General features: G+C 59.0%; 11 protein-coding genes and 1 pseudogene. 5 read left to right on the top strand and 7 right to left on the bottom strand.

Annotated features, from left to right (window positions below):
* From Q0367_RS07245 to Q0367_RS07260, 4 genes are all read left to right on the top strand, one after another.
* A partial coding sequence (locus Q0367_RS07245) for a tetratricopeptide repeat protein (RefSeq protein WP_298981358.1) occupies positions 1-1,598 on the top strand: 1,598 nt, incomplete at its 5' end.
* The gene (locus Q0367_RS07250) at positions 1,598-1,852 is read left to right on the top strand and encodes a YkgJ family cysteine cluster protein (protein ID WP_297637158.1); all 255 of its coding nucleotides are present in this window, start codon (positions 1,598-1,600) and stop codon (positions 1,850-1,852) included. The genes Q0367_RS07245 and Q0367_RS07250, both read left to right, overlap by 1 nt.
* A 148-nt stretch (positions 1,853-2,000) precedes the next feature.
* Complete coding sequence (locus Q0367_RS07255; protein WP_297637155.1) at positions 2,001-3,182, top strand: glycine C-acetyltransferase; 1,182 nt, start codon at positions 2,001-2,003, stop codon at positions 3,180-3,182.
* Positions 3,182-4,198, top strand: coding sequence for an NAD-dependent epimerase/dehydratase family protein (locus tag Q0367_RS07260; RefSeq protein WP_297637152.1), 1,017 nt, complete (start codon positions 3,182-3,184; stop codon positions 4,196-4,198). The genes Q0367_RS07255 and Q0367_RS07260 overlap by 1 nt, the downstream gene beginning before the upstream one ends.
* 23 nt (positions 4,199-4,221) lie before the next feature.
* Here the strand turns inward: Q0367_RS07260 and Q0367_RS07265 are convergent, their stop codons facing one another.
* The 5 genes from Q0367_RS07265 to Q0367_RS07285 form a co-directional block, all read right to left on the bottom strand.
* Positions 4,222-5,670, bottom strand: a complete 1,449-nt coding sequence (locus tag Q0367_RS07265) for a glycoside hydrolase family 32 protein (RefSeq protein ID WP_298981359.1) — start codon at positions 5,668-5,670, stop codon at positions 4,222-4,224.
* A gap of 60 nt (positions 5,671-5,730) precedes the next feature.
* On the bottom strand, positions 5,731-6,621 hold the full coding sequence (locus tag Q0367_RS07270; protein WP_298981360.1) for a carbohydrate ABC transporter permease: 891 nt from the start codon (positions 6,619-6,621) through the stop codon (positions 5,731-5,733).
* A gap of 12 nt (positions 6,622-6,633) precedes the next feature.
* Positions 6,634-7,605 (bottom strand): carbohydrate ABC transporter permease, encoded by a 972-nt coding sequence (locus tag Q0367_RS07275; protein ID WP_297637143.1) that lies wholly within the window; start codon positions 7,603-7,605, stop codon positions 6,634-6,636.
* 130 nt (positions 7,606-7,735) lie between these two features.
* Positions 7,736-9,202 (bottom strand): sugar ABC transporter substrate-binding protein, encoded by a 1,467-nt coding sequence (locus Q0367_RS07280; RefSeq protein ID WP_363325844.1) that lies wholly within the window; start codon positions 9,200-9,202, stop codon positions 7,736-7,738.
* A gap of 282 nt (positions 9,203-9,484) precedes the next feature.
* A complete protein-coding gene (locus tag Q0367_RS07285) occupies positions 9,485-10,561 on the bottom strand; it encodes a LacI family DNA-binding transcriptional regulator (protein ID WP_297637126.1) in 1,077 nt (358 codons plus the stop codon).
* A gap of 475 nt (positions 10,562-11,036) precedes the next feature.
* Here Q0367_RS07285 and Q0367_RS07290 point away from each other — a divergent pair, with 475 nt between their 5' ends.
* Complete coding sequence (locus Q0367_RS07290) at positions 11,037-11,309, top strand: hypothetical protein (RefSeq protein WP_297637123.1); 273 nt, start codon at positions 11,037-11,039, stop codon at positions 11,307-11,309.
* A 260-nt stretch (positions 11,310-11,569) separates the two neighbouring features.
* Here Q0367_RS07290 and queA read toward each other — a convergent pair whose 3' ends face one another.
* Together queA and Q0367_RS07300 are read right to left on the bottom strand one after the other, a co-directional pair.
* Complete coding sequence (gene queA / locus Q0367_RS07295) at positions 11,570-12,655, bottom strand: tRNA preQ1(34) S-adenosylmethionine ribosyltransferase-isomerase QueA (protein ID WP_297637120.1); 1,086 nt, start codon at positions 12,653-12,655, stop codon at positions 11,570-11,572.
* 222 nt (positions 12,656-12,877) lie between these two features.
* Positions 12,878-13,221 (bottom strand): annotated as a pseudogene (locus Q0367_RS07300) (DNA recombination/repair protein RecA); the annotation flags it as partial.

Genomic DNA, 13,221 nt, shown 5'->3' on the forward strand with positions numbered 1-13,221 from the left:
CGGTGGAAGCCGCAGCAGGGACGAGCAGAATCGCGGCAGAGCAGGCAAGCGGCGCTCTCCCCCCTGCGCCCGGCCATTTGACGGCCCAGGATACAGCGTTCACCGCCGAAGCGAAAACGCCTGCTCGACCTGTGCGCCTCATTGACCATCCTGCGCTGATGCTCGGCGTCGCCGCTGCGTTGATTCTCATCGTCGCTCTTGTTGGAACGCTTGTCTTGCGCGCTCTTTTTCCTCAAGCGAGCGATGCGCCGATAGCGTCGGCGACTTCAACGCCCGCCGCGGCCCTGTCGACGCCTTCGCCTGCCCCGTCGCCCACCCCTTCACCTACCCCTTCACCCGCGCCGATCGTCGCCGGGCCGGGCGAACACCTGATCGTGATCGCCCCCTTCGTCGGCTACACCTCCGACGACCTGCGCTTCAACATCGCCGGACGCATTCGCGAAGCGCTGGAGGCCGAGCTGCGGCAGGCAGGGCTGACGGACGCGCGCATCGCCATCTGGCCGGAGCCTCTCTCCGAGGCGGACCAGGCCGAACGCGTGCTGACGAGCGCGCATGCGGCGATGGTCATTTGGGGCGAATATGACGCCGGCCGCGTGCGCGCCGGCCTGACGACGCCAACGCAGGAGGACGCTTACTGGGTCAACCCGGTCGATGCGCCGTCCTCGCTGCCCTACGTCATCAACCAGGATGTCCCGCGCGACGCTCGCATCTTTGCGCTTTACACACTGGCCGGCTACTACCGCACCGTCGAAGAAACGGACAAGGCGCTGCTCGTCTATCGCCGCACGCTGGCGCAGGCACCGAGCGACCCGACGATCCTGGCCTCGACCCACTTTTACATCGGCCTGTTGACGCCGATCGTTCAAGGGTACACCGTGCAGAGTTTGAGCGACGCCATTTTTCACTATACAAAAACGCTTGAACTTCAGCCGGCCTGGGAGAACGCCCGCTATAACCGCGGCACCGCCCTGCTCGGTCGCGCCCTGCTCTCCCTCGATGAACGCGCCGACCTCGACGCCGCCATCGTCGATTTCGACGCAGTCATTCGCCGACACCCCAACCGCATCGACCCGCTGTTGAATCGCGGCATCGCCTACTACCAACGCAACGACGACGAAGCCCTCGAGGCCGCCTACGACGATTTCTCCCGCGTCATCATGCTGGCCCCTGAAGACCATCGAGGCTACTACCACCGCGCGCTGGTCGAAATTCGTCGCAACAGCCCAAACTGGACCGCCGACCTGGAGCAGGCGCAGCGGCTGGCGCCTGATTTCGCTCCCATCCAGAACGCCCTCTGTTGGGGATATGGGACGGCGGGCGAGGCCCAAACCGCCCTGCCCTACTGCGACGCCGCCGTGGCGCTCGACCCCACCGGCGCCAGCTTCGACAGCCGGGCGATTGCGCTGGCGCAGCTGGGCCGTCACGAGGAGGCGGCCGCAGACCTGCGCGCCTACCTGGCCTGGGTGCAGCAGGAGCACCCGTCGCTGTACGCCAAATATCGAGGGCCGCGCGTCGAAGGCTGGATCGAAGCGCTGGAGCGCGGCGAAAATCCCTTCACAGCCGATGAGCTGGCCCTGTTGCGCCGAGGAGCGGAGTGATGGAGTGTCGCGTAGGTTGCGGCGCATGTTGCATCGCCATCTCGATCAGCTCTCCGATCCCCGGCATGCCGGAGGGGAAGCCGGCGGGCGTGCGCTGCGTCCAGCTCAGCGAGGACAACCGCTGCATGATTTATGGTCAACCTGAGCGACCGGCGGCCTGCAACGCGCTGCGCCCCACCCCAGAGATGTGCGGTTCAAGCTTTGAAGAGGCGATGATCTACCTCACCTGGCTGGAAGCTGCGACGGCGCCGTAAAACAGCCGTAAATCAAAGATGGGCGGATGCAGCGGAGGTGCGGATGGGTCCGCATGCCTCCATTCGCCGAGAAGGGAAACAGCGTGCAGATTGAGTTGCGGCAACCCGCGTTCTTCATCCATCCATCCCGATTGCAAAGGAGCCAACCATGAGCAACGACGCTTTGAACTGGATCGAGCAGGAGCTGGCCGAGTTGGCGGCCAGAGGGCTGAGCGCCAACATTCGCGTGATCGATTCGCCGATGGACGCCTGGGTGACCATCGACGGGCGACGAGTGCTCAACTTCTGCGCCAACAACTACCTGGGGCTGGCCAACCATCCCCGGCTGCGCGAGGCGGCCAAGCGCGCCATCGACCGCTATGGCATTGGGCCGGGCGCGGTGCGCACCATCGCCGGCACGATGACGCTGCACGTCGAGCTGGAGCGGAAACTGGCGGAGTTCAAGCAGGCCGAGGCGTGCATCACCTTCCAGAGCGGCTTCATGGCCAATCTCGCCACTATTCCGGCGCTGATGGGCGAGGGCGACCTGATCTTCTCCGACGAGTTGAATCACGCCAGCATCATCGACGCCTGTCGGCTGAGCAAGGCGCGCACCGTGCGCTACGCCCACAACGACGTCGACGACCTGCGCCGCAAGCTGGCCGAACATTCTCAGGCGCGGCGTCGCCTGATCGTCAGCGACGGCGTCTTCAGCATGGACGGCGACATCGCGCCGCTCGATAAGCTGGTGGAGGCGGCGGAGGAGCACGGCGCCATCCTCATGATCGACGACGCCCACGGCGAAGGCGTGCTGGGCCGCGGGGGGCGCGGCATCGTCGATCACTTCGGGCTGCACGGCCGCGTCGACATCGAAGTGGGCACGCTCAGCAAGGCCTTCGGGGTCGTCGGCGGCATGGTGGCGGGCAAAAAACCGATCGTCGAATGGCTGCGACAGCGAGGGCGCCCTTTCCTCTTCTCCAGCGCCATGACCGTGCCGGACGTGGCCGCCTGCATCGAGGCGGTGGACATCTTGCGGGAGTCGGATGAACTCGTGGCGCGGCTGTGGGAGAACGCGCGCCTTTTGCGCAGCGGCATGCAGGCGCTTGGCTTCGACACCGGCCGCAGCGAGACGCCGATCATTCCGCTGATGTTGGGCGAGGCGCCGCTGGCGCAGGAGTTCAGCCGCCGCCTCTTCGAGAAAGGCGTCTTCGCCATGGCCATCGGCTATCCGACCGTGCCGATGGGCAAGGCGCGCATCCGCGTGATGAACTCCGCTGCGCACAGCAAGAGCGATTTGGAGCAGGCGTTGGAGATCTTCGAGGCGGTGGGCAAGGAATTGAGGGTGATCTGATGCGCAAACGAGTCATCTTCATCACCGGCGCCAGCGGCGAGGTGGGGCAGGCCTTGCTCAAGGAGCTGGCGCGCCAGGGCGAACGCCGCCTTTTAACCTTGGACCTGCATCCCCTGCCTGCGGAGCTGCAATCGTTGAGCACGCACGTCGAGGGCGACCTGCTCAATCTGCGTCTGCTGGCGCGGCTGGTGAGCGAATATGAAATTGATGTGATCTACCACCTTGCCGCCCTGCTCTCGACGCGCGCCGAAATTCAGCCGGAGGAGGCGCACCAGGTCAACGTCGAGGCGACGCTGCAGCTGCTCAAGATTGCGGCGGAGGAGAGCCAGTGGCGCAAACGCCCGGTGCAGTTTATCTTTCCCAGCTCGATCGCCGCCTACGGCCTGCCGGACCGTGAGACCAAGATGCACTTTCAACGCGTGCGCGAGTTCGAGTGGAACCAGCCGCGCACGATGTACGGCTGCAACAAGCTCTACTGCGAACATCTCGGCGTGTATTTCAGTCGCTACTATCGGCAGCTTGCCGCCGAGCAGCCGCCGACGATCGACTTTCGCTGCGTGCGCTTCCCGGGTCTGATCAGCGCCTACACCGTCCCGTCCGGCGGCACCAGCGACTATGCGCCGGAGATGATCCACGCCGCAGCGCGTGGCGTTCCCTACGCCTGCTTCGTGCGCGAGGAGGCGCGCATTCCTTTCATGGCGATGCCCGACGCGGTGCGCGCACTGTTGATGCTGGCGCACGCACCGCGTGAACGGCTGACGCGACACGTTTACAACGTCACCAGCTTCACGCTCTCCGCCGCGCAGATTCGCGACCGCGTCTTGGCCGCCTTTCCCGACGCGCAGATCACCTTTCAGCCGGACCACAAGCGCGAGGCGATCGTCGACTCCTGGCCCGCAGACATCGACGACAGCGCCGCCCGGCTGGACTGGGACTGGGCGCCAGAGTACGACGTCGACCGGGCGTTCAACGAGTATCTCATCCCGATCATTCGCGAGCGATATCGGTCGAGATAAGGGGGTGCGAACACCTTGGCTGTCTATTGCCAGATCGACGCCAGACGCCAAACCGTCAGACGTTGGACGTTGACGGCGGCGCCTGTGGTGAAGAGGTGCACGCTGGCGCTGTCGCTGCGCCGGGGATAAAGGCGCGTCGCCAGGTAGCGGCCGTCTTCGCTGAAGATCTCCAACGTCGAGGCGTCGACGAAGATGCGCAAGACGAGCGGCGTCGCCGGCGTCAGAGGCATGGAGGCCGTCGGCGTCACAGCGACGCCCGCCTCGAGCCGCTCTACGTACAGTTCGTTCTGTCGCGGCCGGATGACAATGCGCGTCTGTTCTTCGCCGTCGGGCGAGCAACGCACGGCCACGCCGAATGCATCGGCGCGATCCGGGACGAAGGCGATCTCGATCTCCAGCGCCTCTCCGGCGACGTCCAAGCGCTGGATAGTGTGGGGACCAAGAGGCAGGTCGCTCAGGCTCCACGCTTCGCCGCGCAGCGCTTCCAGTTCTGGCGCAGGGGCCAGCGCCAGCCGCCCATCTTCGCGCAGCGTGACGATGAGGGGCAGCGACATGCAGCCGCTCCAGCCCGCCGCCATCGCAGCCTCGCGCGGCCGCGTCTCGCGCAGCCATCCGAAGAGCAGATAGCGCCCGTCGGTCAGCCGCGTCGCCTGCGGCGCGTAGAAGGAGTCGCCATAGGCCAGCACGGCTCCCGTGACAGGTGTAAACTCCTGCGCATGATACAAGCCGGTGAAGTATGCGGCGTGATGCAAACGGAAGTGCACATCTTGCACGGAGAGGATCAAGGCGCGGCGGTCGCCGAAGTCGAGCAGATTGGGACACTCCCACATGGCGCCTTCATAAAAATAGGGGCTGGCCTGCTCATCGCCCGCCAGCAGAACGCGCACGAATTCCCAGCGCCGCAAGTCGACGGAGCGGTAGAGCAGGACGAGTCCGCCCACACCTTCGCGCCGCGAGCCGATCACCATCCACCAGGCGTCGTCCTCGCGCCAGACGTAGGGGTCGCGAAAATCGCCGCCGCAGACCGCCGCAATTTCCGACGGCGGCGCAGGGATGACGGGGTTGCCCTCATATTTGCGCCAGGTCTCCAGCGTCTCGTCGCCCACCGCCAGACAGACCGCCTGGGGGCTGACGCCGGTGTAGAGCAGCGTCGGCGCGCCCCGGTCATCGACCGCGCAGCCCGACCAACAGCCGTCGGCGTCCGGTCCACCTGGCGTCGGCGCCAGGGCGATGGGATGATCGCGCCAGTGCACGAGATCGACGCTGGAGGCGTGCCCCCAGTGGATCGTGCCGTGAAAGGGGCCGTTGGGGTTGTATTGGTAGAAGAGATGGATCGTTCCTTTCCAGTCGATCAGACCGTTGGGATCGTTGAGCCAGTTGGCGGGCGCGGTGAAGTGGTAATGCGGGCGGTGAGGGTCGGGTGTGCGTCGGGCAAGGATGAATCGCCCAATCGCAGGGCTGGAATTTTGCATGAAATCTCCGTTCTATCTATTTGCGCTCGATAGAGTTTGTTGCACAACGGACAGGCGGGCTTAGCCTTTTACGCCGCCCATCATGATGCCTTCAATCAGATATCGTTGTCCAAAGATGTATACGATCACTACAGGGATCAAAGACATTGTCACACCTGCAAGCACAACGGAGATGCTTCCGGTCGCCATATAACCTTTGAGGTCATTCAATCCGAGCGGTATCGTGAACAGGTACGGATCGTTGATAAAGATCAGTGGACGGAAAAAATCATTCCACATACCGTTAAACACCAACATGGCCAATACAGCAAGCGCTGGCGTAACCAGCGGCAAGTAGACGCGCGCAAAAATCTGTAGCTGATTTGCACCGTCGATTACAGCTGCCTCTTCAAAATCCTTCGGTACGCCAAGAAAATACTGCCGCATCAAAAATGTCCCAAAAGCTGTCGGCAGCGCTGGGATAATGAGCGCCCAAAGCGTGTTGGCTAAACCCAGGCGACTGATTATCACAAAAACAGGGATAATCGTCGCCTGCAATGGAATCATCATCGTGGCCATGACCAGCCAAAACAGCAAATTCCGCCCCGGAAACTCCAGTCGCGCAAATGCATATCCTGCCAACGATGCAGTGCACAGTTGGCCGACTACTACAGCGATTGCTACGATGAAACTGTTAAGAATCTGCCGGAAAAACGGAATGCGTTCGAAGACTTGCACATAATTCGACCAATCTGGATTCAACACGATCCATTGTGGTGGGACGCTGAACGATTCCATTGGCTGGCGTAAGGAAGTGGAGACCGTCCATGCAAAGGGGGCTACGAAGATTACAGCAAAGCAAGCGGTCACCAGCAAGAGGAACCAGCGACTGAATCGGTATTGCAAGAAATCTCTAACCGTCACAGCGACCGAGCGGCGTGGCGGAACAAATTGGGTAGCCGTCGATTCCATCGTAGCGCCTCCTTATTGATAAAACACCCAACGCTTGCTGAGTCCGAACTGGCCTGCAGTTACAGCCAAAATAATCAGAAAGAGTACAACGGCGATTGTCGACCCATAGCCGATCTCCATGTTCTTGAAGGCTGACTCATACATCACCATCACTGCAGTGCGCGTCGAGTCGCCTGGGCCGCCGCGCGTCATAATATAAGGTAGATCAAAGACCTGCAGGCCGCCGATCACGCCAGTGACAGCAGCAAAGAGCAGCGTCGGGCTCACAAGTGGCAGCGTAATGTGCCAGAAGCGCGTGAAACCGTGAGCGCCATCGACGTCTGCGGCATCAAGGATCTCGGTGGATATATTGGTCAGCCCCCCGATGAACAAAATCATCGTGAAACCGGTGGACAACCACAGATAGGATATGATAATGCTCACCATAGCCCATCCTGGCTCCGTCAACCAAGGCACTCGAGGAATGCCGAGCAACCCCAGGTAATAATTGACTGCTCCAAATTCTCGATGGAGCATGTACCCAAGCACAATCGCCGTAGCTGCTCCCGACATCAGCATCGGCAACAAAAAACTGGTGCGATAGGTGTAACGGAGCCATGTTGGCATGCGCGTTTGAAGAATCATTGCCAGAAGCAGCCCCAACGCCACTTGAAGGCCTACCGCAAAAGTCACAAACACAAACGAATTCCAGAACCCCGTCAGTGCGCGACTATCTGCGAACATACGAGTATAATTCACTGCGCCAACCCACTGCGGCGGTGTAAAGACGTTCCAACGGAATAGGCTGAGGATAAACGAGAAAAGGACCGGCCCCGCCGTAAAAACCAAAATGCCGAGGATGGTGGGAGCCAAGAACAGATATCCCAACAAAGCTTTGCGCCGCGCCATTCCGTGAAGCGTATTCTCGGTCAACCAGATGTATGGATTGAAAGATCTGCGTACATGCGACGTGGCATGCTGACTTCTGGAAGCAGTGGACGACATGGCGTTCCTCCTTAAAAACCGATACAGGGCTGCCCCCTTTACTTGAGCACCACCTATTCACTACCCGTTGCCCATTTTTTGAGTAACGAAAGGGCGCAGGATACGAAATCGCTGCGCCCAACCTCCAAAGTCAACTTGTTTTCACATACATATCTGGATGGCGGGCAAAGAGATCCTCTAGCTCTCTCTGCATCCCATCCAGCGCCGCCTGCGGCGTCAACTCGCCATTCATTGCGCGCGAGGTGTAACTCACGAAAAGCGCCGTCATTGGGTTAGAGACAGGCGGCGCCGGTATCGGCGCTGTGTCAGGATGGTCATCGAGCGTGGCATAAAATACCTGCCAGTTCGCTGGCCCGGTCTCGGCAAAACGCTCCGCAGTTAACATGGAACGCCGCGTGGGGGTGGTCAGCGTAACCGGATTGAACATGCCGTTCGCCATCATAGCGTCCCTGGAAATACGGAATTTCATATACTCCCAGGCGGCATCCTTATTCTTGCTGTCTGCAAAGATCCACTGACCTGCTGTACCAAATTGATGACGCTGATTTTTCCACCTGGGCATCAACTGAACATCAAATGAATCTTTCGGCATGCCAGCGTTGTGCAAACCACCTGCCCAGAAACCACCGGCCGGAGTCATTGCGAGCTTGCCAGTGGTGAAAAAGCCTTGCAACGTCTCACCGCCTCCCAACTCGACGGCAGGGGTGATCCCTTCTCGGAAAAGCTGCACCATAAACTCCAGCGCCTCAACATTCGCCGGATCATTCGCTTTTGGAGCAGTCCAACGCCAGCCGCCACCGCGCCCCTGCGCCGCCGGATCGTCAGGATAGAACTCGTTCCATAACCATTCGCCGCCCGGCGCCTGTTCTTCGACTAATAGATTGCTGCCGTTCACAAAAATCCAGGGCATCCATCCACCCCACAGTCGGTTCGTCCAGGCGTAACCGAAAACCTCGGTGGCGCCACTGGCGTTTTTCTTGGTGACAGCTTTCGCAATGTTATAAAAATCGTCCTTTGTCCAGTCAGCCTGAGGAAAGTCAATGCCTGCCTCCTGTAGCACAGAAGTGTTGAAATACATGTTGGCGGCGTTGAAATCGATCGGAAGCTGATACAGGCTGCCTTCCCACATCATCGCCTGAATCAAAGATGGGTGCACATCCGCAAAATACTCTTTTAGCTCGGCGGCGTCACGCTTCACCCATTCGTCGATGGGGGCCGCCAATCTCTGGCTGGCGTACAATTGCGTTGCCTCCGTGGCGGCATAGCCAAGATCTAATGCCTGCCCAGCAGCAACCATTGTTAAGATTTTGGCGGCGACTTCTTCATGGTCAATGCCGGTGACGCTGACAAACTCGAAATTGACATTCGGATTGATCTGTCTGTACATCTCGATGACAGGCCGCTCGTGTTCGGGGTTGACTTGCATGCGCAGCACAATTCCTTCGGCAGCCGGGGCAACGCCCCCCGTTTCTCCTGTTCCTGCCTGAGGTGGGGGAGAGGCCGGTCCGCAGGCTGCTACTGCCAGTGCAGCGACGGTGGCGCCGCTCCACCGTAGAAAATCTCGTCGGCTTAGTCCCTGTAGCGATTGAGTGCTCATAGTGTCTCCTTTTTCCAAAGTCGGAACCGTCGCACAGTTTAAAAAAACAACCACACCGATGTATTGGGTTACAGGGAGAGCCAGAAGAGGTACGCGCACCTCTTCAACATTCCCTGAAACTCACAATTGAAGATGCTCGTAACTTCTACTACGCCGGTACTATGTCGGATGAATCTGATTTGTTTGGAATCGTTTCCATTACTATTGGAATCGATTCCAAACAATTTATTTTCAAAGTACCTAAAACACCCTACAGAAACCTTTCACAAAACTAATGTACGGCTACACTGAATCTCGCAACACCAAGGGGCACTTCAATTGCACTTGGGGAGGAGAGCATTCCTGCTTAAAATCGTCCTTTTCGGAAGTTTCAAGCATAGATAGCAGGTATTCAACAGCCCAAATACCCATCTCATAATGAGGGAGCTGCATCGTTGTTAGACCGGGGTATAAATTAGCAGCGATTAACTCCTGGTTATCAAAACCGATCACAGCAATATCTTGTGGAATGCGAAATCCACGTTGACGAATAGCGTCATAAGCACCCATGGCCATCCGATCATTGAAACAAAAAACAGCGCTAGGGGGATCTGGCAAATCTAATAGAACCATCATGCCATCATAACCGCCCTTTGGCTCTGATTTGCGCTCCACGACTAGCGCCTCATCGAAGGGGAGATCATAGCTCTCTAGAGCGGCGCAATACCCCTTCATGCGCAAACGTTGAGCTGGGATAGGGTCTGTATTATTGATGAAGCCAATCCGCTGATGCCCTCGCTCGATCAGAAGTTTCGTAGCTTCATAGCCACCATTGAACTCATCGGGCACCACTGAAGGCAGTGAGGCATCTTCTGTGAAGCAATCAAGTAAAACTGAAGGAATCTGCCTCATGATCTCTGGAGGAGTGACCGGACGATGATACATTGTTGCATAAATCAGGCCATCCACCTGACGGTCAATCATCGTTTCAACAGCAGCCTGCTCGAGCTCTGGATCCCACTGCGTGTTGACAAGCAGCAGAATCTTTCCACCCTTCCATGCAGCTTCTTGTGCACCTCGTATGATCTGCCCTGCATGTGGGGAAGTCGCAATCTCGTCTGTGATAAAACCGATCACATTCGAACGCCGCGTGCGTAGCGTCTGCGCAGCAACTACAGGGCGATACCCCAACGCTTCTATCGCCTTGCGTACGTTCGCTTCAGTTTCTGGGCTAACGTTGGGATGACCGTTCAGCACGCGCGACACGGTGCCAACGCCTACCCCAGCAAAACGAGCAATATCCTGAATTGTAACTTTTGTTGGCTTTGACATCACTCGAAAATAAATGATGGAATCGATTCCAGTTGGAATCGATTCCATCCTAGCAAAAAAATCTTATTTTGTCAATAGCCACCAAAATGAAAAAATCAGGGCAATCGCCAACTTAAGTCAAAAATGCTGCGCCGTTTGCGCAACCACTCCTAGGCCTGGGATGGGCCATGCCTCGACGAATGCATCATACCTGAGTTGATCTGGGTGCAGCCGCTTTCCGAAGGTTCATAGTTTTCTCACACTCACTTAAGCGGCGAAAATTTCAACCGGTCAGACTTTTTGAAAGATTTGGAAAATGGAAAAGTTGTGTCACAATCCTTAAGTAGTATCGTATTGTGTGGGTTTTCAGTAGAGCACCGGCGTTCCGAGAAGCCCCCGAAACACCCGGTAGGCAGGGATTAATCCAAGGAAGGGTTGCAGCTTGGTCGGCAATCGTTCTGATCAGCAATAGAATCTTGTCTGCTCACCGAAGAGAACATTTAAACTCGTCAGCAAAACCGTTAATCCGAAACAGAGGCATCGAATGAATCCACCTACCGACAGGCTTCGTGTAGATGTGTTTGAAGGCGCAATGGGCATCCGCAACCGAACAGACGAAGAGGCCGATGCTGAGTTGGCCGAACTGATCGCTCGAATCAACGAACAGTTGGTGGAGGAGATCAAGGAACACTCTCCATACAGCGTTAGCGCCGATGTCCTTGCAGCGGCTTGCGACGCCTGGGCGTCGCTGGTTTCACACGCCCTCGCACAGGTCCACGCGCCTATGAGTCCATTTCCGCGCAACCGCGCCGGTTAGGGGCAGAGAGCGATTCAGCAAGTCCAGCAGTTTGCACGAATCCTGCGAGCTCCCCTATCTACGGCGCAGCAGGGCTTGGGAGCGAGTTCGTACTCGGTCAGTGTGGGGTTTCCGTGGGGCGTCAGCATTGGCTTCACATGGCCTTAAGAAACAGCTCGATCGCCGAGTCGTGTAAATGGTCTGGTTTTAGGGCCGCTTCAGCAGAGCAGAGATGCCTAGAGTTTTGAGGAGTGATTGCCTATTCTGATACCATCGCCTCCTCACAAAATCAACATCGCATCCCCAAACGAAAAGAAGCGGTACCCTTCTCGCTTCGCCTCCTCGTACGCAGCCAGGAGGATGCGCCGGCCGGCGTCCACGTCCTCCGGATGCGCCTGGGCGATGAAGGCGCTGACCAGCATCAGCAGGCTGGAGCGAGGGAGGTGGAAGTTGGTGATCAGCGCATCGACGGCGCGGAACCGGTAGCCCGGATAGATGTACAGGCTGACGTCGCCTACAAAGGCGGCCACGCGCTGCCAGGGGCACACCTGCGCGTCATAGGGATCGAGCCCCTGCGCCGCCGTTGCCGCCCATTCCAGCGTGCGCACGGTGGTCGTGCCGACGGCGACGATGCGCCCACCGGCCAGCGTGGTCTCGTTGATGCGCCGCGCCGTGGCGCTGCTCAGCTCCGCCCACTCCGTGTGGATGTGATGATCTTCGACGCGCTCGCTCTGCACCGGCTTGAAAGTGTCCAACCCAACGTGAAGGGTGACCGTCTCGAAAAGCACACCCTGATCGCGTAACCGGAGGAGCAGCTCCGGCGTGAAGTGCAGGCCGGCGGTCGGCGCGGCGACGCTGCCTTCCGGGCGGCTGTAGACGGTCTGGTAGCGTTCGCGGTCGCCGGTGTATTGCGTGATGTACGGCGGCAGCGGCACCTCGCCCAACGCGTCGAGATAAGGGTGCACAGGTGCACTGAACTCGACGATGCGCGTCCCCGCCGACGTCACTGCGACGACTTCGGCAAATAGCTCCTCGCTCAGGTGCACTTTCGCCCCTTCGTTCAGACCTCGCCCGCGCACAAGGCATTCCCACACCTTGCCCTCTTCATCCCGCTGGCGAAGAAGGAAAACCTCCACCTCGCCGCCCGTAGGCTTACGCCCGTGCAGCCGCGCCGGAATGACCCGGCTGTCGTTGGCGACGAGCAGATCGCCGGCGCGCAGATAGTCGCCGATCTCGCGGAAGATGCGATGCTCGATGCGTCCGTCGGCGCGGTGAAGCACCATCAGACGGCTGCTGTCGCGCGGCTCCGCCGGTTGTTGGGCGATGTAAGACTCAGGCAATTCGTAGTCGAAAAGTGCGGTTTCCATGACGGCTCGCCGGGTTTCATCAAGGGCGACGATTTAACGGATTTTGATTCTATTTTTCTTACCACAAAGTCACAAAGAAACAAAGGCGTCAAGAGGGAGCGAATGCGCAAATCAGAGCGCAAAGTGGGCGAATGCTTGCGACACAGGAAGCATCAAGCATCCGGCCACTTTGCGCTCCAAGAGGAATATACGGCGCAGCGCTGTAAAGTGCGGTTTACGGCGCTACGCTGCGAGGGGGATGCCAGAGTTCTCTTCGACGCCGGCGGCGACAGGGACGCGCACCTGCGCCTTTGGCTCCAACACGACCGGCATGCCATGCTGTTGGCGCACCAGCCGGTCGATTTCGGCGGCGAGGTCAGGATTCTCGGCCAGGAACGCCTTGGCGTTTTCACGCCCCTGACCGAGGCGAATGTCGCCGTAGCTGTAGAAGGCCCCGCGCTTGACGACGATCTCTTCGCTGACGGCCAGGTCGAGCAGGTCGCCCACTGCGCTGATGCCTTCGTTGTACATGATGTCGAACTCGGCGGTGCGGAAAGGCGGCGCCACCTTGTTCTTCTTCACCGTCA

Source organism: uncultured Caldilinea sp. (assembly GCF_937128415.1).
In the GTDB taxonomy this organism is placed as follows: domain Bacteria; phylum Chloroflexota; class Anaerolineae; order Caldilineales; family Caldilineaceae; genus Caldilinea.